At 73.5% G+C, this 18,882-nt stretch carries 18 protein-coding genes; 10 read left to right on the plus strand and 8 right to left on the minus strand.

The genetic code is table 11. The features are described from left to right. Window positions 1–61: 61 nt before the first annotated feature. The 3 genes from ACFXAZ_RS26380 to ACFXAZ_RS26390 form a co-directional block, all read right to left on the minus strand. Entirely contained in the window at window positions 62–1,126 is a 1,065-nt protein-coding gene (locus tag ACFXAZ_RS26380; protein ID WP_384596093.1) for an iron-siderophore ABC transporter substrate-binding protein, read from the minus strand. 95 nt (window positions 1,127–1,221) lie between these two features. Next, the gene (locus ACFXAZ_RS26385; protein WP_384596096.1) at window positions 1,222–3,012 is read right to left on the minus strand and encodes an ABC transporter ATP-binding protein; all 1,791 of its coding nucleotides are present in this window, start codon (window positions 3,010–3,012) and stop codon (window positions 1,222–1,224) included. Continuing rightward, window positions 3,009–4,706, minus strand: a complete 1,698-nt coding sequence (locus tag ACFXAZ_RS26390; RefSeq protein WP_384596099.1) for an ABC transporter ATP-binding protein — start codon at window positions 4,704–4,706, stop codon at window positions 3,009–3,011. The genes ACFXAZ_RS26385 and ACFXAZ_RS26390 overlap by 4 nt, the downstream gene beginning before the upstream one ends. Window positions 4,707–4,911: 205 nt before the next feature. Here ACFXAZ_RS26390 and ACFXAZ_RS26395 point away from each other — a divergent pair, with 205 nt between their 5' ends. From ACFXAZ_RS26395 to ACFXAZ_RS26405, 3 genes are all read left to right on the plus strand, one after another. Then, a complete protein-coding gene (locus ACFXAZ_RS26395; protein WP_384596102.1) occupies window positions 4,912–5,367 on the plus strand; it encodes a metalloregulator ArsR/SmtB family transcription factor in 456 nt (151 codons plus the stop codon). Continuing rightward, window positions 5,364–5,864, plus strand: coding sequence for an SRPBCC family protein (locus tag ACFXAZ_RS26400; protein ID WP_384596105.1), 501 nt, complete (start codon window positions 5,364–5,366; stop codon window positions 5,862–5,864). The genes ACFXAZ_RS26395 and ACFXAZ_RS26400 overlap by 4 nt, the downstream gene beginning before the upstream one ends. A 214-nt stretch (window positions 5,865–6,078) precedes the next feature. Continuing rightward, a complete protein-coding gene (locus ACFXAZ_RS26405) occupies window positions 6,079–7,323 on the plus strand; it encodes a TRM11 family SAM-dependent methyltransferase (RefSeq protein ID WP_384596108.1) in 1,245 nt (414 codons plus the stop codon). Here the strand turns inward: ACFXAZ_RS26405 and ACFXAZ_RS26410 are convergent. Then, the gene (locus ACFXAZ_RS26410) at window positions 7,265–7,672 is read right to left on the minus strand and encodes a PPOX class F420-dependent oxidoreductase (RefSeq protein ID WP_384596111.1); all 408 of its coding nucleotides are present in this window, start codon (window positions 7,670–7,672) and stop codon (window positions 7,265–7,267) included. The genes ACFXAZ_RS26405 and ACFXAZ_RS26410 overlap by 59 nt on opposite strands. Window positions 7,673–7,765: 93 nt before the next feature. Between ACFXAZ_RS26410 and ACFXAZ_RS26415 the strand changes: the two genes are divergently transcribed. Continuing rightward, the gene (locus ACFXAZ_RS26415; protein WP_384596114.1) at window positions 7,766–8,686 is read left to right on the plus strand and encodes an aminoglycoside phosphotransferase family protein; all 921 of its coding nucleotides are present in this window, start codon (window positions 7,766–7,768) and stop codon (window positions 8,684–8,686) included. Window positions 8,687–8,698: 12 nt separating this feature from the next. On the opposite strand, the gene ACFXAZ_RS26420 is transcribed toward ACFXAZ_RS26415, so the two are convergent. Together ACFXAZ_RS26420 and ACFXAZ_RS26425 are read right to left on the minus strand one after the other, a co-directional pair. After that, entirely contained in the window at window positions 8,699–9,019 is a 321-nt protein-coding gene (locus ACFXAZ_RS26420; protein WP_384596117.1) for a hypothetical protein, read from the minus strand. Window positions 9,020–9,399: 380 nt separating this feature from the next. After that, on the minus strand, window positions 9,400–9,945 hold the full coding sequence (locus tag ACFXAZ_RS26425; RefSeq protein WP_384596120.1) for a hypothetical protein: 546 nt from the start codon (window positions 9,943–9,945) through the stop codon (window positions 9,400–9,402). A 384-nt stretch (window positions 9,946–10,329) separates the two neighbouring features. Here ACFXAZ_RS26425 and ACFXAZ_RS26430 point away from each other — a divergent pair, with 384 nt between their 5' ends. Together ACFXAZ_RS26430 and ACFXAZ_RS26435 are read left to right on the plus strand one after the other, a co-directional pair. Beyond that, window positions 10,330–10,560 carry a DUF397 domain-containing protein gene (locus ACFXAZ_RS26430; protein WP_382688319.1) on the plus strand — a complete coding sequence of 77 codons (231 nt, stop codon included), beginning with the start codon at window positions 10,330–10,332 and terminating at the stop codon, window positions 10,558–10,560. Window positions 10,561–10,774: 214 nt separating this feature from the next. Further along, entirely contained in the window at window positions 10,775–11,695 is a 921-nt protein-coding gene (locus ACFXAZ_RS26435) for a helix-turn-helix domain-containing protein (RefSeq protein WP_384596123.1), read from the plus strand. Between the two features lie 54 nt (window positions 11,696–11,749). Here the strand turns inward: ACFXAZ_RS26435 and ACFXAZ_RS26440 are convergent, their stop codons facing one another. Further along, on the minus strand, window positions 11,750–12,568 hold the full coding sequence (locus ACFXAZ_RS26440) for an SAM-dependent methyltransferase (protein WP_384596126.1): 819 nt from the start codon (window positions 12,566–12,568) through the stop codon (window positions 11,750–11,752). Window positions 12,569–12,827: 259 nt separating this feature from the next. Here ACFXAZ_RS26440 and ACFXAZ_RS26445 point away from each other — a divergent pair, with 259 nt between their 5' ends. The 4 genes from ACFXAZ_RS26445 (at window position 12,828) to ACFXAZ_RS26460 (ending at window position 17,554) form a co-directional block, all read left to right on the plus strand. Further along, entirely contained in the window at window positions 12,828–13,679 is an 852-nt protein-coding gene (locus ACFXAZ_RS26445) for an ABC transporter ATP-binding protein (protein WP_384596129.1), read from the plus strand. Beyond that, entirely contained in the window at window positions 13,676–14,659 is a 984-nt protein-coding gene (locus tag ACFXAZ_RS26450; protein ID WP_384596132.1) for an ABC transporter substrate-binding protein, read from the plus strand. Before ACFXAZ_RS26445 ends, ACFXAZ_RS26450 begins: the two co-directional genes overlap by 4 nt. A 4-nt stretch (window positions 14,660–14,663) precedes the next feature. After that, window positions 14,664–16,727: an iron ABC transporter permease gene (locus ACFXAZ_RS26455; protein ID WP_384596135.1), complete on the plus strand. Its 2,064-nt coding sequence runs from the start codon at window positions 14,664–14,666 to the stop codon at window positions 16,725–16,727. 176 nt (window positions 16,728–16,903) lie between these two features. Continuing rightward, a complete protein-coding gene (locus tag ACFXAZ_RS26460; protein WP_384596138.1) occupies window positions 16,904–17,554 on the plus strand; it encodes a lysophospholipid acyltransferase family protein in 651 nt (216 codons plus the stop codon). Between the two features lie 111 nt (window positions 17,555–17,665). Here the strand turns inward: ACFXAZ_RS26460 and ACFXAZ_RS26465 are convergent, their stop codons facing one another. Then, the gene (locus ACFXAZ_RS26465) at window positions 17,666–18,805 is read right to left on the minus strand and encodes a HupE/UreJ family protein (protein ID WP_384596140.1); all 1,140 of its coding nucleotides are present in this window, start codon (window positions 18,803–18,805) and stop codon (window positions 17,666–17,668) included. Window positions 18,806–18,882 lie beyond the last annotated feature (77 nt).

The following is an 18,882-nucleotide window of genomic DNA, read 5'->3' on the forward strand; positions in this document are numbered from 1 at the left end:
CCCCGGCCCCCACCCCACCCCGCCCCCCCTGTGGGTCGGGGGTGTGGGGGTGTGGGTGTGGTTAAACCCCAACCGGCACAACCTTCGTGTCGACGTCGCCGTCGACGGCCGCCGCGAGCTGCGGCACCAGCCGCTCCACGACGTACGGCAGGCTCAGCACCGTGCCCATGGACAGCGCGTTGCCGTAGTCACTGCTCTCGGAGACGAAGACCTCGCGGCCCTGCTTCACCACGTTCAGGTCCTTGTACGAGGCGTCCTCGTGCAGGGTGCCGGGGTCCTTGGCGACGTCGGTGACCTGCCAGACCACGGCGTCCTGGTCGAGCAGGTCGGTGCGCTCCTTGCTGATGTTGGCGCCGAACTGGTCGCCGATCAGCTCGTCCAGGTCGGCGGGCAGGCTGAAGCCGAGGTCACCGAGCAGATGCGAGCGCGGGTCCTGGCTGCCGAAGACGAACATGCCCTCGTACGGCGTGGCCACCACCGCCGAGGCGCCCTTGAACGCGGGGTTCTCGGCGGCGGCGGAGCTGATCGCGTCCTCGGTCGCCTTGACGGCCGCGGCGGCCTCGTCCTCCTTGCCGAGCGCCTTGCCGATGATCTCGGTCTGCTCCTGCCACGACACGCCGTAGTCGTTGTACTGCTTCGGCTGGGCGACGACCGGCGCGAACTTCGACAGCGACTCGTACTGCTCCTCGGTGAGCCCGCCGTACACGGCGAGGATCAGATCGGGGTCGAGGGCGGCGATCTTCTCCACCTGCGGGCCCGTCCCGGTGTCCGTGAGCACGGTCGGGGTCTCGGCGCCGGCGAGCTTGTCGGCGGCCCAGGGGCCGACGGCACCGTCGTAGCCGCCGAGCCATTCGGTGGTGCCGACCGGGACCTCGCCGAGGGCGAGGACGGAGTCCTGGTCGGTGAGGCCGACGGTGACGATCCGCTGGGGCTCGGACTCGATGGTGGTGCTGCCGTACTTGTGGTCGAGGGTGACCGGGAACGCGCCGGAGGAGCTGCCCTCCGTACCGGTCGCCGCGGAGTCGGATCCTGAGTCGTCGTCACCGCCGCACGCGGCCGTGGCGAACAGGAGGGTGGCACTGGCGAGCGCGGCGGCGATCCGGGGCGCCCTGCGGGAGCGGAACATCGGTGGTCCTTCGGTTTCGGGTTCCTGTGGAGCGGGGTCGTGCGGGTGTGCGACGTGGGGGGGGTGTGGCCGGGGGTGGCCGTGGGGGGGCGGGGCTAGGGGTGCGGGTCGGGGGTGTCGCGGGTGTCCGACCAGGCGTCCCAGAGGGCGGCGTAGCGTCCGCCGGCCGCGCGCAGCCCGTCGTGGGTGCCGGTCTCGACGATCCGGCCGCCGTCCATGACGACGACCCGGTCGGCGGCGGCGGCCTGGCTGAGCCGGTGGGCGACGATCAGCGCGGTGCGGCCGTCGACGGCACGGGCGACGCCCTTCTCCAGGGCGCGGGCCCCGGCGCTGCCGGCCTCGGCGGTGGCCTCGTCGAGGATCACCAGGGGCGGGTCGGCGAGGATCAGCCGGGCCAGCGCGAGGGCCTGGGTCTGGGCGCCGCTGAGCTTGTGGCCGTCGTCGCCGACGACCGTGTCCAGTCCGTCGGGCAGCGCGTCGGCCCAGGTGAGGGCTTCGACACGGTCGAGGGCGGCGCGCAGTTCACCGTCGGTGGCATCGGGTTTGGCGAGCCGGAGGTCGTCGGCGAGGGGGCCCGCGAAGACATGGGTCTCCTGGGTGATCAGGGCGAGGGTGCCGGTGGCGCCGAGTTCGGTGGGCGGCACCCCGCCGACCAGGACCGTGCCGGAGGCGGGCGGCTGGATACCGGCGACGAGCCGGGCCAGGGTGGTCTTGCCCGCGCCGCTGGCCCCGACCAGCGCGACGCGTTCGCCGTGCCGGATCGTCAGGTCGATGTCGTGCAGCACGGGGTGGCCCAGCCGGTAGGCGTGGCCGAGTCCGCGCACGGTGACGTCGACGCCGCCGGGCCGCACGGCGTGTCCCGCGTCCGGCTCCGCGGGCAGGTCGGTGACGCCGACGAGGCGGGCCAGTCCTGCGGTCGCCGACTGGGCGTCGTCCAGCAGCGCGAGGGCGGCGTTGACCGGCCCGAACAGGCTGTGGAAGTACAGGGCGGCGGCGGTCGCCGTACCGATGGAGGCGGCGTCCTCGCGGACCAGCCAGTAGCCGGTGAACAGGACGGCGGCGAGCCCGAGGTACTCGGCGATGTGCAGCCTGCTGTAGAAGCCGAGGACGAGCCGGACGCCCCGCATGGTCAGCTCCACCACGGACCGGGACCGTTCGGCGACCCGCTCGGTGTGCTCGCCCTCCATGCGCAGCGCCCGCACGGTGGAGCTGCCCGCGACGGTGTCCAGAAGTTGCTGCTGCTGGGCGCCCGCGGCGACGCGCTGCGCGGCGTACAGCGGTACGGCCCGGCGCACGTACCAGCGGGCGGTGGCCGCCTGGACCGGCACGGCGAGCAGCGCGGCCAGCAGGAACCGCCAGTCGAGCAGGGCCAGCGCGCCGAAGGTGAGGACGATGGTGAGCAGCGAACGGGCCAGTTCCGGCAGGGCGTTGCGGACGGCCTCGGCGATCAGGGAGACATCGGCGGTGACCCGGGCGGTGAGGTCCCCGGCGCCCGCCTTCTCGACCCGGTCCAGGGGCAGGGCCAGGGCGCGTTCGACGAACCGTTCGCGCAGCCGGGCGAGGGCGGTCTCGCCCAGCCGGGACAGCAGGGACAGCCCGTATCCGGTGCTGAGGCCCTGTGCCACCGCGACGGCGACCAGCAGGGCGGCCGTGGTGGTGACGGCGTCGACGGAGCCCCGGTCGGCGGCGAGGTCGACGATCCGGCCCAGCAGCGGCTGCACCAGCAGGCCGATGGCGGTGGCGCCGACCATGACGGCGAGCGCGAGCAGGGCGGAGGCGCGCATCGGGCGCAGCAGTTCGGCGACGGCGGCCCGGGTGCGGGCGCCGGTGGCGGTGGGGAGCAGGTCGGGCGAGTCGGTACGGGGGGTGGGCCGCTGCTCGGTCATGCGAGCACCGCCGTGCGGTAGGTGCCGGACTCCCGGACCAGCGAGGTGTGGGTGCCGCTCGCCGTGACCGTGCCGCCGTCGAGCAGGACCACCCGGTCGGTGACGGCCAGCAGGGCGGGGCTGTTGGTGACCAGGAGCGTGGTGCGGCCCCGGCGTACGTCCCTGATGCCGTCGGCGATCCGGGCCTCCGTCACGGCGTCGACGGCGGTCGCCGGTTCGTGGACGACCAGGACGGGCGGGTCGGCGGCGAGGGCGCGGGCGAGGGCCACGCGCTGGCGCTGGCCGCCGGAGAGCGAGCGGCCCCGGGAGGTGACGGGCGTGTGCACGCCGTCGGGCAGGGCGCGGGCGACCTCGTCGGTGCCGGACGCGGCCATGGCGGCCACCGGGACCGAGGTCCGGTCGGGCAGGGCGGCGGTGACGTTCTCCAGCAGGGTGCCCTCGAACAGGTCGGCGTCGTGCTCGGCGACGAGGATCGCGGCGCGGACGTCGGCGAGGGCGAGCGCGGTCAGGTCGGTTCCGTCGAGTTCGACGGCCCCGGTGTCCGGGTCGGCGCCCCGGGCCAGGCAGCGCAGCAGCGCGGTGGTGTCGGCAGGGTCGGTGGCGACGACGCCGAGGATCTCCCCGGGCGCGATGTCGAGATCGAGGCCGCGGACACCGCCGTAGGACAGGTCGCGCAGGCGCAGCCGTCCGGTGCGGGCGGGCGATGCGGTGGCGGGCGGGTTCGGCACGGCTCCCTCGGCGTCCAGGACGGCGGCGATACGGGTGGCGGAGGCGCGGCCCTGGGCGAGTTCGGCGTTGACCCAGGAGAACTCGGAGAGCGGGCCGATGAGGAAGAGGGCGAGGGCGACGCAGGAGACGAGTTCGCCGAGCCCGATGTCACCCTGGGCGGCGAGCCGTCCGCCGACGAGGGCGACCAGCGCGATGAACGCGCCGGTGAGCATGGTCACCACGCCCTGCTGCCAGGCTTCGGCGCGGGCGGCGCGCAGGGTGGCGGACAGGGAGTCGCCGCTGACCTTCCGGTAGCGGGCGACGGCGGCGGTCTCGGCGCCGATGCCCTTGAGGACCCGGAGTCCGGCCACCAGGTCGGCGGCGACACCGGAGGCGCGAGCGGCGCGGTCCTGTTCGGTCTCGCTGCGCCGCTCCAGCGGGGCGCTGAGGAGATGGCCGAGCCACAGCAGCAGCGGGGTGCCGAGCAGGACGAGCAGTCCGAGGGTGACGGAGACCATCAGCAGGGCGACGGCGGCGACCACGAGTCCGGCGGTGGCCGCGAGGGCGACGATCAGCGCCATGGTGACGGCGCCGACCCGACGGGCGTCCTCGGTGGCGGTGTTGGCGAGTTCGCCGGGCAACCGGCCCTCGTCCGCGCCGCCTTCGGGTGCCAGGACCCGGCCGATCAGTTCGGTGCGCAGCCGGTGAGCGGCCGTCACGGCGGCGCGTTCCCCGGCGCGGGCGCTGAACCGGAAGCTGAAGGACAGGGCGACGTAGACGACGGCCAGGACGCCCAGCCAGAGCAGCAGTCCGGGGACGTCGCCGTCCACCACCCCGCGCTCGACGGCGAGTCCGATGACCACGGGCACCAGGGCCTCGCCGGTCTGATGACCCATGCCCAGCACCGCGCCGACCGCGACATCGCGCCGCTGCCCGCCGACGGCACGCCGCAGCAGCTTCCGGCCCCGTGGGTCCGCTCTCCTCACGTATCCCCCCGGACCGTGTTCCACAGCGCGGCGATCTGTCACCACGCAAAGACTTAGGTAAGCCTAACTATATGTACCGGCGCCAGGCTAGCCCTGTGGGCAAAGGGTGGTTGCCCTTTGATCACGGTTCGGTTCCGACGTTCGGATCGACGGCCCGCCCCGCGCCTCTTGCCCTCACGCGTAACCCATGGGTTACGCTTCAGCCATGGACGAGCTGTCCGATGCCGCCGAGGCCATCGCCGATCCTGTCCGCCGGGAGATCCTGGTGATGCTGCGGCACACCCCGCTCACGGCCGGTGAGATCGCCGCCCGGTTCACCATCACGCGCCCGGCGGTCAGCCGTCATCTGCGGGTGCTGCGCGAGAGCGGGCTGGTCCGTGACGAGCGGATCGGCCGGCACCGCCACTACTCCCTGGTCGCCACCGGGCTGACCGAGCTGGCGGGCTGGCTCACCCAGTTCGGCGGCACCCGCCCCGACTGGCGGCAGCGGCTGGACGCGCTGGACACGGAGGTCCACCGCACCCGCCGGGACCGCCGCCACACCTCGCCGACCGCGGCACCCGCCCCCGCGCCGGTGCCCACGCCCACCGCCGTACCCGACCCACCGGTGGCCGACCCACGACCCCACCCTTCCTCCCACCCCCGAAAGGACACGGCATGACGACTTCGGAGCCCACCGGACGGCTGGAGCCCACGCCCACCGGCCACGACCTGATCCTCGCCCGCAGCTACCGCGCGCCGGTCGCCGACGTCTGGGCGAGCGTCACCGAGTCCACGCGCACGGCCCGCTGGTTCGGCCCCTGGCGGGGCGAGCCCGGTCCGGGGCGCACGATCGAGGTGCAGTTGAGCTTCGAGGAGTCGGCGGACTGGTTCCCGGTCCGGATCGACGCCTGCGAACCACCCCACCGTCTCGCGGTCTCCACCCAGGACGCGGCCGGCGCCTGGTCGATGGAGCTACGGCTCACCGAGTCCGCCGGCACCACGGAACTCCAGCTGGTCCACCATCTGACCGACACCGAGCAGGCCGGCTCGACCGGACCGGGCTGGGAGTACTACCTCGACATGCTGACGGCCGCCCGCACCGACACCCCGCGCCCCGATTTCGCCGACTACTACCCGGCCCAGAAGGCGTACTACGAGTCGCTGGCCAAGCCCTGACGGCCGCCCATCGTCCGTCGTCCCCGGCCCTGACGCCCGCCCGTTCGAAAACCACGGGCGTCCCCTCGTCCCCCCCCTCTACACTCCCCCGCATGACGACGTACTTCTTCCCCCTGCGCTAGCCCCCGTCGGCGAAGCGAGGAACCCCCGTCGCCGGCGACGCGGGGCAGCGGAGCGCTGTCCCGGGCGCTGATGTGGAAGAAGCCCCTCACTCATGCACACGCCTCTCGTGGCACGGTGTGTCCGCGGTCTGGAGTCCGCGGTCGCCGCCGAGATCCTGCGGTTCCCGGACACGGCCGTCACCGGCCTGCGCCATCGCGAAGTCCGGTTCCGCGCCTCCGGTTCGCCGCCGTCGCCGCGCACGGCCGACGATGTGTTCCTGTTCGCGGCCCGGCGCCCCGACATCGGCCCGGCCCGGCGGTCCCTCGGCCTCCTCACCGAGCTGGTCACCGGCAGCGACATCGCCGCCCTGCTGCGCCTGCGCCGCACGGCCACCGGCTCGGCCGCCCCCACCGGCATCGATGTCTCGGCGTCGTTCCTCGGCAGCCGCGGCTTCAACCGGTACGACGCCGAGGACGCCGTGGGACAGGCGTTGTCCCGGCGGATCGGTGTGCCCCACCACTCCCGGCGCGAGGGCGTTCCGGTGCCGCCGGGCCACTGGGGCTGGCGGCTCACCCTGGACGGCGAGCACGCGACGCTGATGCTGCGCGCCGGTGACCGGCCGCTGCACCGCCGCGCCTACAAGCGGCACACCGTCCCCGGCACCCTGCATCCGCCGGTGGCGGCGGCGATGGCCGCGATGGCGGAACTGCGGCCCGGCGCGGTCGTCGTGGACCCGTGCTGCGGCGCCGGGACCCTTCTCGCGGAGGCCGCCGTGCTCGAACCGGCGGCCCGGTGTCTCGGGTTCGACCTGTCCGGGCGGGCGCTGGACGCGGCCCGCGCCAACACCCGGGGGCTGCCCGTCACCGTGGAGCGCGGGGACGCGGGCCGGCTGCCGCTCGCGGACGGGAGCGTGGACCGGGTGCTGTGCAATCCGCCGTGGGGCGGTCAGGTCCCGGCCCGGGGCGCGCTCGCCGGGGCGCCCGAGCGCTGGTGGCGGGAGCTGCGCCGGCTGCTCGCCCCGGACGGGACGGCCGTGGTGCTGCTGCCCGGCGCCGGGCCGTTGACGGCGGCGCGGGTCGCGGGCCGGTCCCCGGCGCGCGGGCCGCGGGTGCGGGGGTGCGGGGGGGGGGCGGGCCGCCGCCCCCCCCCCCGCCCCCACCCCGCGCGCCCCCCGGCCGGGCTCCCGCGGCCCGGCGCGTGGCTGTTGACGGCGGCGCTGGACGCGGGCCTGTCCCCGGCGCACGTCCAGCGGGTCCGGGTGTCCGGGGCCGAGGCGTTCGTGGTGCGGCTGCGGCCGGTCAGCTGTCCTTCTGATCGCCCCAGCCGTGCCAGCGGTCGACCTCGATCCACGCGCTGACCCGGGGGCTCACCCGGTCGGGGTAGGGCTTGCCCAGGTACTGGTCCGCCAGCCGGTCGATGTCGGTGAGCCCCTCGTCGTCGTACATCTCCGCCACCCGCCCGATCAGGGTGACGTGGTTGTACCAGTTGCCCTCGTCGAGGACGGTCAGGGTCACGCGCGGGTCGTTGCGCAGGTGCTTGAGGCGGACCCGGGTCCGGTCCAGGTTGATCAGGACCCGGCCGTCCTCCCACAGGTACCAGGTGGCCGTGGACACCGGCGTGCCGTCCTTGCGCAGGGTGGCCATCACACACGGGTTGGGGCGGGCCAGCATCTCCTGGGCACCTTGCGGCAGAGGCGGTCGGGACACGGGGTCTCCTCCGATTTCGATCGACATGGACGATCACCCATGCTCACATGAACGCGAACGAACAGCACACCCGACGCACAAGGACACCACCGCATGAGCCACGCCCAGCCGTTCGATGTCCCGCCCGCGCTGGCCCGGTCGTACGCCAGGGCCTTCGGTGCGCGGGGCACGGAGTGGATCGCCGGATCGGCGGATCTCGTCGCCGACGCGCTGGACCGCTGGGCGCTGCGGCGCGACGGCGCGCCCGGCTCGGGGGAGGCGTCGCTGACGCTGCCGGTGCGGCGCGCGGACGGCACGCCCGCGATGCTCAAGCTCCAGCTGCCCCGCGAGGAGACGGCGGCGGCGATCCTGGGGCTGCGCACCTGGGCCGGCGCCGGGACCGTCCGGCTGCTCGACCACGACCCCGACACCAGCACCATGCTGCTGGAGCGGCTCGACGCCACCCGCAGTCTCGCCACCGTCGAGGACGACGACACCGCCCTGCGTGCCCTGGCCGCACTCCAGGCCCGGCTGGTCGCCCGCCCGGCACCCGCCGGGCTGCGGGGACTGGGGGACATCGCCGCGGAGATGCTGGAGCAGACCCCGGGGGCGGTACGGAAGTTGTCCGACCCGGCGGACCGGCGCCGGGTCGGCGACTGGGCCGCGGCGGTCGCCGAACTCGCCGGTGAGCCCGGCGACCGGCTGCTGCACTGGGATCTGCACTACGAGAACGTCCTCGCCGCCGAGCGCGAGCCCTGGCTGGCCATCGACCCCGAACCGCTCGCGGGCGACCCCGGGTTCGATCTGTGGCCCGCGCTGGACAGCCGCTGGGCGGACGTGGTCGCCGCCGATCCCCGGCGGATCGTCCGCCGCCGCTTCGACCTGCTCACCGAGGCGCTGGAACTGGACCGCGCCCGCGCGAGGGGCTGGACGCTCGGCCGACTGCTCCAGAACGCGCTGTGGGACATCGCCGACGGCGAACGGGCGCTCGCCCCGGAGGCGGTGGCCCTGGCGGAGGCACTGCGCGACCGCTGAGCGGCCTCGCCGTCACAGCACCGCGATGTCCAACGGCCCCTCCCCGGCGGACAGCCGCCGGGTGTCCGCCGACTCCAGGTCAACGACCGTCAGGCCGTTCCCGTAGCCGTCGCGCTGGAAACCGCCGGTGACGTGGGCGGTGAGGTCGTCCTTGGCGACGGCGACGCTCTCGTGCGGGCCGTCCAGCGGGATCGCCCGCTCCGCCCCGCCGGGCTCCCGGACGGTGAGCGAGGGCCCCGCGTCGGCGGACGGGTCGACCGGGCCGGTCCCGACGACGAGGAGAGCGCCGTCCTCGGTGATCCCGGCGCCGTGCTGAGGGGTGTCGGCGGTCATTCCCTGGACCGACGGACGGCCGACGTCTCCGGACTGACCAGCCTGCGCACGGCGTGGGGCCGGTTCAACCCGGAGAAGTACGCCGCGCTCCGGGGCCGGATCCGCTGATCGGCAACCTGTTCTCGGCGCCGGACCCGTGGTACGTCCCGCAGGAGAGCGGCGAGAAGACCGGGGCTCGCGCCGGGCATCGGCAGCGACATCGCCCGCACCTCACTGCTCGACCCGCTGGAAGGCACCACCGCACTCGCCGAGTCGCTCGGCGCGGACCTGAGCGCCCAGAGGGCCACCGTCGCCAAGGCCCGTTCCGCCTGGTGATCGAGCGCCTCGGGCAGGCGGAGCGGCTCGATGTCCGGGGCCCTTCCGGTGGATCTCCGTGGGTACTACTCCCCCAGCTTGCGGGCGAGTTCCTTCGCGGCGGTGACGATCTCCGGGTCCCTCTCCGTGAGCAGCAGCCGCACATGGCCGCGCCGGGCGTGGACCGCCTGGCGGGCGGCGCGCTCCCAGACCACGTGGTTCTCCCGGTGGTTGAGGAGCTTGGGGTACGCGGCGGCGGTGGTCTCCCACTGGCGGGCCTCGGCGACGGCGGCGAGCAGCCGGATGATCCGCGGCCTGACCTTCACCTGCGGCAGCTGGGCGAGATCCCAGAGGTAGGGGACGACGGCGGCGGTCGCCTGATGGACCACGAAGCCGTACTGGCAGATCCGGTCGCGCAGTTCGGTCAGGGCCGCGTCGGCGGTGTCCTGGTTTCCCCAGGCGATCTTGCTCAGGAGCCGCGGAACGGCGGTGGCACTGCCGGTGGAATCCTTGATCGCCTGCCAGGGCACCTCGCCCAGCGAGCCGAGCGGGTCGGGCCGGGGGGCTCCCTTGGCCAGCGGTTCGTGCTCTGCGCGCTCGGTGTTCGGCTGGTGCGTCGAATCGGTGCGCATGGCGTGGGCCTTTCCGCAGCGGTCGTCTTGGTTCGGAGGGACTCGAATCGAAGGATCCGATTCGAAGGATCCGGATCGATGGATCCGAATCGGAGGGATTCGGTTCGGAGGAACTCGGTCCAGAGGGACTCGGCGCGGAAGGATTCGCATCCCCCCGAACCGAAGAAGCCCGAAAGCGGCGGTCCGATCGGCCCGACCTGTCCCCCGCCTTTTCCGGGGCTCGGCCGGCGGTCCGGCGCTCCCTGACGCGTTGTCATGATCCAGCGTCCGCCCGGGGGTTGACGCCGCAGCTATTATCCACACTGTCAGCCCAGGCGTGCAATTGCACGAGAAATTGCGCGAATTTCAGGTACCCCGCAGAACACGAGCAGCGAGGAGATCGCCGTGCCGTCCATACCGAACGGAGTCCGGGCCAGCTCCCTGGACGTCGACTGGATCAAGAGCCGTCACAGCGGCGCCGAGGGCAACTGTGTCGAGGTCGCCCCCCTGATCGACGGAAGCGTCGCGATGCGCAACTCGCGCGATCCCGACGGACCCGCGCTCGTCTACACCCCCGCCGAGGTCGCCGCGTTCCTGGCCGGCGCCAAGGACGGGGAGTTCGACCATCTGACCTGAAATCGCCGTCGCCGGAGCCGGTGCCGGCGGATCCGGGGGTTCCGGCGGCCCCGGGACGGTCCGGGTGGCCCGGCAGTGGTTCGGGTGGCCCGGATCCGGTCCCGCCTCGGGGTGATCGCGTCAACTCCCGGGCGGCCGAGGGCACCTACGCCGGTCCACTGCCCGCGCGATGCGATAGTGTCGATGTCCCTTTTGCTGTCTGCCGGGAGTCAGGATGTCCGCCGATTCACCGCGCGTCTCCCGCCTCCAGCCGTATCTGGACCGCGCCGAGCCCGCCCCCACCCTGCTGAAGATGCTGGTCGGGGTGCAGCTCGCGGGTCTGCGCGAGGACGCGGAGCTGAGTCAGGAGCAGGCCGCGCGCAGGGTCGGCTTCAGCCCGGCGAAGCTGTCGCGGATCGAGGCGGGCAAGGGCCGCAAGCCACCGACCGAGACCGATGTCCGCGCGCTGCTCGCTCTCTACGAGGTCGACCCGTACGAGACGTCGGTGCTGATCGAGCTGCTCCAGCGGGCGGGCCGGCCGGGTTGGTGGCAGCGCTATGACAAGCGGCTGATGCCGGAGTGGTTCGACCGGCTGGTGGGGCTCCAGGAGGCCGCCGCGTCCATCCGTACGTTCGAGCTCCAGTATGTGCCGGGCCTGTTGCAGACGCGGAGGTACGCCGAGGCGGTCGTCCGCCGGGGTCTGCCCGTGGCGCCCGAGCACGAGGTGCGGCGCCGGGTCGAACTGCGGACCCGCCGTACCCGGTTGCTGGACCGCGAGGATCCGCCCCGGCTGTGGGCGGTCCTTGATGAATCGGTACTGCTGCGGGTGCTGGGCGATCGTGCGGCGATGCGGGAGCAGCTCGCGCACCTCATCGAGATGGCGCAGCGTCCGCACATCACGGTGCAGGTGGTACCGCTCGATGTCACCGACGCCTCGGCGCCGGTCATACCGATCACCTTTCTGCGCTTCGACGGACTCGATCTGCCGGACGTGGTGTATCTGGAGCACATCAAGAGTGCGAACTTCCTGGAGGACCGGGACGAGACGGAGGAGTACCGCCTCACCCTGGACCGGCTGGCCGACGACGCGCTCACCCCGCGCGAGACCCTGAAACTGCTGCGGTCGACGCGGGAGGAGCGCTACCCGGAGCAGTGAGGGCGCCGCGTGGGGTGAGATCGCGGGACCCGGCGGGACAGTCGCCGGGGTCTGTCACCGGACGCGGCCGACGCCGCCGTACTCGATCCATTCGTGGGTGAGCTGGCGGGGGGCGACCTCGGAGTCGGGGCGCCAGGTGGAGACCTCGACCAGGCCGGGGTCCAGGATCTCCAGGCCGTCGAAGAGGGCGGCGACGTCGCTCGGCTCACGGACCCGGCCCCAGTGGCCCTGGGTGGCCTGGTTCATGAAGTCGGTGACGAACTTGCGTACCTCGGGGTCCTCGCTGACCAGCTGGCACATCACCAGGTAGCTGCCGGGCGCGAGGCGCTCCTTGAACCGCTCGACCACGGCCTGCGGGCCGTCGGTGTCGCTGTCCGGGATGCAGTGGAAGACCGAGTTGAACAGCACCGCCACCGGCTGGTCGAAGTCGATCAGCCGCTCGGTGTCGGCGTGGCCGAGTATCTCGGCGGTGCCGCGCATGTCGGCGTGGATCACGGCGGTGCGCTCGTCCTGCTCCAGCAGGGCCCGGCCGTGCACCAGGACCATCGGGTCGTTGTCGACGTACACCACGTGCGCGGTGGGGTCGTGGCGCTGGGCGACCTGGTGGACGTTGTTCTGGGTGGGCAGGCCGGAGCCGTGGTCCAGGAACTGCCGTATGCCGAGGTCCTGGGCGAGGACCTTGACGACCCGCTGGAGGAAGCGGCGGTTGTTGACGGCGAGGCGGCGGGTGCTGGGGACGACCTGGTCCAGCTGCTCGCAGGCCGCGCGGTCGGCGGCGTAGTTGTCCTTGCCGCCGATGTAGTAGTCGTACATCCGGGCGGCTGTCGGGACGTTGGCGTCGATCTCCGTGGACAGCTTCTTACCCGTGCTCATCGATCCCCCAGCTCCGTACCGCGCCCTGCGTACTGGCCTTACAGGCTGTACATCCTAGGGACCCCGCAGTCACCCGGGCCAGTGCGGGGCGAAGATCACGGCAGGGATTTGGTTACGGTTCCGGATCGGCGCCGAAGGGTCAAGTCGGCTGGGGTGCAATCGAGTTGAGTCCATGGGCGGTGGATGCGGGTGGATGCCCTGGTCACAGGGGGCGGCCCGGTCCGGCGGAGGGTGCTTAGGGTAGGCTAACCTTCTCCGCGTGAGTACTGGTGAAGAGCGGCCGGGTCTGCGCGGCCATCAGCTGTCGGCGACCGCCGTGACGGTGGCGTACGACGGTGTCGACGTCGTGCACGACGCGGCCCTCACCCTGCGGCCCGGCCAGGTGACCGCGCTGGTGGGGCCGAACGGCAGCGGCAAGTCGACGCTGCTGCGGACCCTCGCGCGGCTGCAACGGCCGCGCCGGGCCGAGGTCGTCATCGACGGCGGTATCGACGGACTGGCCCTGTCGCCGCGCGCGTTCTCCCGTCATGTCGCCCTGCTCACCCAGGCGCGGCCCACACCCAGCGGGCTGACCGTGCGGGACGTGGTCGAGTTCGGCCGCTACCCCTACCGGGGCCGTTGGGGCGGCGCCGACCCGGGCGGCCGGGCCGCCGTGGATCGCGCGCTGGCGCTGACCGGTGTCGCCGAGCTGGCCGGGCGCGGGGCGGAGCATCTGTCCGGCGGCCAGCTCCAGCGGGTGTGGCTGGCCGGCTGCCTCGCGCAGGAGACCGGCGTGCTGCTGCTCGACGAGCCCACCACCTATCTCGACCTGCGCTACCAGGTGGAACTCCTGGACCTGGTGCGCGACCTGGCCGACGAGCACGGCATCGCCGTCGGGGTCGTGCTGCACGACCTCGACCAGGCGGCGGCCGTGGCCGACCGGATCGTCCTGCTGGCCGCCGGGCGGATCGTCGCCGACGGATGCCCCGAGGACGTACTGACCCCGGAGCGCCTCAGCGAGGTCTACGGCATCCGGATCGAGGTCGACACCGATCCCCTCACCGGCCGGCTGCGCACCCGCGCACTCGGCCGCCACCACACCCGAAGCGAAAGGCTCCGCACCACCTCATGAGACGACACACCCTGCTCACCGTCTGTGCCGTCGCCGCCGGGGCGCTGGCCCTGTCCGCCTGTGGCACCACCGAGCCCGCCGCCGACCCGTCCGGGTCGTCCGCCGGCGCCCTCACCCTGACCGACGCCTCCGGAGCCGAGGTGAAGCTCGACGGTCCCGCGAAGAAGGTCGTGGGCACCGAGTGGAACGTCGTCGAACACCTCGTCAGCCTGGGCGTGGACCCGGTCGGGGTGGCCGACATCGAGGGCTACGGCCTCTGGGACACCTCGGCCCCGCTGACGAACGAGCCCAAGGAGATCGGCACCCGGGGCGAGCCGAGCATGGACGCCATCGCCTCGCTGTCGCCGGACCTGATCGTCACCACCACCGACCTGCCGGACGCGGCCGTCGAGCAGCTGCGTGACGTCGCCCCGGTGCTCAAGGTGCGCTCCGCCGACTCGGCCGACCAGATCGGCCAGATGAACAAGAACCTCGATCTGATCGCCGAGGCGACCGGCACCACCGAGCAGGCCGAGCAGATCAAGAAGGACTTCGACGCGAAGATCGCCGAGGGTAGGCAGGCCCTCGCGGACGCCGGGCTGAACGGCGCCGAGATCGCCTTCGCCGACGGCTATGTCACCTCCAACCAGGTGTCCCTGCGGCCCTACACCAGCACCTCGCTGATCGGCGAGGTCAACGAGCGGCTCGGGCTGAAGAACGCCTGGACCGTCGAGGGCGACGCGGACTACGGGCTGGGCGCCACGGACGTCGAGGGGCTCACCACGCTCGGCGACGACGTCCAGTTCGCCTACATAGGCAACGAGGGTGACGCGGCCAGTGATCCTTTTGCCAATGAGCTACAGGACAACTCGGTGTGGACGTCGCTGCCGTTCGTGAAGGCCGGGGACGCGCACCGGCTGCCCGACGGCATCTGGATGTTCGGCGGCCAGCCGTCCATGTCGGCGTACGTCGACGGCGTCGTCGCCGCCCTGACGAAGTAGCGCGATGGCGGTCACCGCACCCACCCCCACCGCCGACGCGGCGGCCGTGCCGTCCCGGGCGGGCGCCGCCGCGGTGACGGCCGGGCTGGTGCTGCTGGTGGCGGCCCTGGCCGTCGTCGACATCACCCAGGGCACCGCCGCCGTGGGACCGGCCGAGGTGGTCAAGGCGCTCACCGGCCGGGCCGAGGCGGGCGACGCGTCGGTCGTCATCGAGTCCCGGCTGCCGCGCATGACCGCCGGGATCCTGGTCGGGGTCGCGCTCGGCATGGCGGGCGCCGCGCTCCAGGCCGTGAGCCGCAATGTGCTCGCCGCGCCGGACACGCTCGCGGTCAACGCGGGCTCCTACGCGGCGCTCGGTCTCACCGCCGTCACCGGCGTCTCGCTGCCGCTGCTGGCGTCCTCCGGGGTCGCCTTCGCGGGCGGGCTGGCCGCGGCGTGCGTGGTGCTCGCCCTGTCGGGCCTGGGCGCCGGAACCGTACGGCTGGTGCTGGCCGGTACCGCGCTCGCGCTGGGGCTCACCTCCATCACCGAGGGCATGCTGCTGCTGTTCCCGCAGGAGACCGAGGGTCTCTACCAGTGGAACCAGGGCAGCATCGCGCAGAGCGGCTTCGACGGGGTGGCGCAGATGGCGCCGCTCGTGCTGGCCGGACTGGCCGGACTGCTGCTGGCGGCCCGCAGGATGGACGCGCTGGCGCTCGGCGACGACGCGGCCAGCGGGCTCGGCGTCCCGGTGCGGGCCACCCGCGTCACGGTGGTCGTGCTGGGTGTGCTGCTGTCGGCCGCCGCGGTCACGCTGGCTGGGCCCATCGGGTTCGTCGGGCTGTGCGCCCCGGCGCTGGTGCGCGGACTCGCCCGCCGGCAGCGGGGGTTCACCCGGACCCGGGTGGGTGTGCCGGTCGCGGGGCTGGTCGGCGCCGCCCTGGTGCTGGGCGCGGACGTGGTGCTGCGCGCCCTCGTCCCGGGGGACACGGCGGTGGCCGTGCCGACCGGGGTCGTCACCAGTCTCATCGGTGCCGTGTTCCTGGTCGTGATGGCGTCGCGGGCGCGGGACACCGGGGGCACGGCGGCCCAGGACCGGCTGCGCATCCGCAGCCGTACGGTCTTCCTGGCCGTCACCACCGTGCTGGTGGTGGCCCTGATCGGGGTCACCGTCGCCGCCGTCCTGCTCGGCGACAGCAAGCTGCTCCTCGGCGATGTCGTCAACTGGGCGCAGGGCCGGGCCGGGCGGACGGTGTCGTTCGTGCTGGACACCCGGGTGCCACGGGTGCTGGCGGCGCTGGGCGCGGGCGCGGCGCTCGCGCTGGCGGGCACGCTGGTGCAGGCGGTCACCCGCAATCCGCTGGCCGAGCCGGCCGTGCTCGGTGTGTCCGGGGGTGCCGCGCTGGGCGCGGTGCTGCTGGTGACGACCGTGCCGGCCGCCGGGACCTGGGGGATCGCGGGCGCTGCCTTCGCCGGGTCGGCCGCCGCCGCGTTCGTGGTGTTCGGGCTGGCGGCCCGCGACGGCTTCCAGCAGAACCGGCTGGTGCTGGTCGGTATCGGTGTGGCGGCCGGTACGACGGCCCTGATCAGCCTGCTCATCGTGTTGACCGATCCGTTCAACGCGACGAAGGCGCTGACCTGGCTGTCGGGTTCGACGTACGGCAGGACACTGCCGGATGTGCTGCCGATCGCCGGGGTGCTGCTGGTCGGGGTGGTGGTCGCGGTGGCCCGGCGCCGGGAGCTGGACCTGGTGGCGCTGGACGAGGACACGCCCCGGCTGCTCGGGCTGAACCTGTCGCGCGGGCGGCTGGGCTTCCTGGTGCTGGGCGTGCTGCTGAGCGCCACGGCGGTGGCGGCGGCCGGCACGATCGCCTTCGTGGGTCTGGTGGCCCCGCACGCGGCCCGCGCCCTGGTGGGCCGTCAGCACACCCGTGTGGTCCCGGTCGCGGTCCTGCTCGGCGCCGTCCTGGTCTGCACGGCGGATCTGCTGGGCCGCACGGTCATCGCCCCGGCCCAGCTCGGGGCGGGCCTGATGACGGCGGTGATCGGGACGCCGTACTTCTTGTACCTGCTGGTGCGGAGCCGGTGAGGCTCACGTGGGCGACCCGTGGCCGGCCCCGGCCGCCGTCGGCGAGGTGCCGGGTCACTCGCCCGGTGGCCGCCTGAGTACGGTGGCCTCGCCGTCGTGAGTATCCGCGCTCAGGGCGGCGAGGCCGGGGCCGCCGAGACTGGCGGCAGGTTCGTCGCTCGTCGTGGGAGGCAGTTGTGCTGAGTCGTGCCGCCGGGGTGCTGGCGCCCGTTCTGGGGCGTCTGACGGTGAGCCGTGAGGTGGTGACGGCGGTACCGGCCGGGTCGGTCTTCGTCGCCAACCACGACTCCATGGCCGACCCGGTGGTGGTGCTGGCCGCGCTGCGGCGGCTCGGGGTGGAACCGGCGGTCATGGCGACGGCGGGGCTGTGGCGGGTGCCGGTGCTGGGCGGGGCGCTGACGCGCGAGGGGCACATCCCCGTGCACCGCCGCTCGGCGCGGGCCGCCGACGCGCTGGACCTCGCGGTGGCGGCGCTGGCGGCCGGGCGGCATGTGCTGATCTACGGCGAGGGCGGGCTGCCGGACCGCACGGACGCGACGCCCGGCCCGCCGGAGCGGTTCCGCACCGGCCCGGCCCGGCTCGCGGCCAGGTCCGGCGCCCTGATCGTGCCGGTCGGACACGCGGGCGCCCGCCGGGTCTCCTCCGGTTCCACCGCGAAGCAACTGGCGGGGGCCGTCACGTCCCCGCTGCGGCGCCCGCACGTCCATGTCCATGTGGGCACACCCCTGCGGCTCCCCTCGGACGCCGAGCGCGCCACCCTCCTCGCACACCGGGCGGTGAGCACGGCATGGGGGCGTGCCGTACGGGCGGTGGGCGAGCCGGTGTGACGCGCGGGGCGGTGTGGGCGCCGGACGCGGCGGTGAAAGCCGCCGGTGCGGATCGAAGACCCCCTTCGCCAGCCCTCGCGGCGACCAGGTAATGCGCCATGCCGTGCGGGATCACACCGTCTGCGTCACCCGGTCCCACAGCCAGTACAGGCTGATGGCGACGATCGGGGTGCTCAGCGCGGGCAGGATCCAGCGCTGGGCGGGGGTGCGCCGGACCAGGAGGAGCAGCGGAAACACCACCGCGATGACGGCCAGTTGCGCCGCCTCGATTCCGGCGTTGAAGCTGAGCAGGGACAGAAGCAGCTCCCACGACCAGCCCTCGTCGATGCCGAGCGCCCCGGCGAAGCCCAGGCCATGGACCAGGCCGAAGGCGAACACGACGGGCAGCCGCCAGCGGCTCACGCCCTCGCGGTCGCGCAGGAACACGCCCGCCAGCGCCACCACCGCGATGGAGGCCGCGATCACCGGTTCCACCACCGCCCCCGGCACACTCACCACCCCCGTGGCCGCCAGCAGAAAGGTCACGCTGTGGGCGGCCGTGAACGCGGTCGCCGTCAGCACCACGTCCCGCAGACTCCGCGCGCCGATCAGCAGCGACAGCAGGAACAGCACATGGTCGAGGCCGAACAGCAGATGCTCGCCGCCCAGCACGAAGAACTCCCCGACCTGGCGTGCCTCACCGGCGCCGGACGTCTCCAGGGTCGGCTCGGCGGCGGTCAGCACCTGGGAGCCCCGGGCGCCCTGGATGTCGTAGTGGACGATCGTCTTCGTGCTGTGCACGAATGTCTCGGCATCGGGGAACAGCGCGCTGGAGATGCCGTAGGGGCCCTCGCCGTCGCCGGGGCAGGCGTAGGACAGGGTCAGCAGGGCGAAGGGGCGGGTGCCCCGGGTGTGGATGTCGGCGTCGATGGCGGCGGCCGGGGTGCAGGGTCGGTCGTCGTGCGTGACGGCGAAACGCTGGGTGAGGTAGTCGCGGACCGCTTCGGCGTTGAGCTTCAGCTGGCGCAGTTGCTCGGTGCGGCCCTTGGCCTCGTACGCCTCCGCGTAGAGCCAGGCCGACTTCATCAGGAGGTCGTATTCGAGGTCGAAGGTCACCTCGGCGCCGGTTTCCGTGCCCGTCACCTCGGCGTACGCGGTCGAGGTCGCGTCGTGCGCGGTGGCGGGGGCGGGGAGCAGGAGGACGGCAAGCGCGGCGAGTACGGCGGCGAGCGTCGCGCGGAGCCGGGACAGGGGCGGGCGCATGGCGGTCATTTCTACGAGAGGGGTGGGCCCGCCGCCCCCAACGTGGGTGGGGGGGCGGGCCGGTGTCGGGAAGGGTCGGCGCGTGG

Source organism: Streptomyces sp. NPDC059477 (assembly GCF_042749375.1).
Classification (GTDB): Bacteria; Actinomycetota; Actinomycetes; order Streptomycetales; family Streptomycetaceae; genus Streptomyces.

Excerpts from the sequence above, each read along its gene's own strand:
- ACFXAZ_RS26380 (WP_384596093.1), bottom strand. The coding sequence starts at position 1,126 with ATGTTCCGCTCCCGCAGGGCGCCCCGGATCGCCGCCGCGCTCGCCAGT.
- ACFXAZ_RS26385 (WP_384596096.1), bottom strand. The coding sequence starts at position 3,012 with ATGACCGAGCAGCGGCCCACCCCCCGTACCGACTCGCCCGACCTGCTC.
- ACFXAZ_RS26395 (WP_384596102.1), top strand. The coding sequence starts at position 4,912 with ATGGACGAGCTGTCCGATGCCGCCGAGGCCATCGCCGATCCTGTCCGC.
- ACFXAZ_RS26400 (WP_384596105.1), top strand. The coding sequence starts at position 5,364 with ATGACGACTTCGGAGCCCACCGGACGGCTGGAGCCCACGCCCACCGGC.
- ACFXAZ_RS26405 (WP_384596108.1), top strand. The coding sequence starts at position 6,079 with ATGCACACGCCTCTCGTGGCACGGTGTGTCCGCGGTCTGGAGTCCGCG.
- ACFXAZ_RS26415 (WP_384596114.1), top strand. The coding sequence starts at position 7,766 with ATGAGCCACGCCCAGCCGTTCGATGTCCCGCCCGCGCTGGCCCGGTCG.
- ACFXAZ_RS26420 (WP_384596117.1), bottom strand. The coding sequence starts at position 9,019 with ATGACCGCCGACACCCCTCAGCACGGCGCCGGGATCACCGAGGACGGC.
- ACFXAZ_RS26425 (WP_384596120.1), bottom strand. The coding sequence starts at position 9,945 with ATGCGCACCGATTCGACGCACCAGCCGAACACCGAGCGCGCAGAGCAC.
- ACFXAZ_RS26435 (WP_384596123.1), top strand. The coding sequence starts at position 10,775 with ATGTCCGCCGATTCACCGCGCGTCTCCCGCCTCCAGCCGTATCTGGAC.
- ACFXAZ_RS26440 (WP_384596126.1), bottom strand. The coding sequence starts at position 12,568 with ATGAGCACGGGTAAGAAGCTGTCCACGGAGATCGACGCCAACGTCCCG.
- ACFXAZ_RS26450 (WP_384596132.1), top strand. The coding sequence starts at position 13,676 with ATGAGACGACACACCCTGCTCACCGTCTGTGCCGTCGCCGCCGGGGCG.
- ACFXAZ_RS26455 (WP_384596135.1), top strand. The coding sequence starts at position 14,664 with ATGGCGGTCACCGCACCCACCCCCACCGCCGACGCGGCGGCCGTGCCG.
- ACFXAZ_RS26465 (WP_384596140.1), bottom strand. The coding sequence starts at position 18,805 with ATGACCGCCATGCGCCCGCCCCTGTCCCGGCTCCGCGCGACGCTCGCC.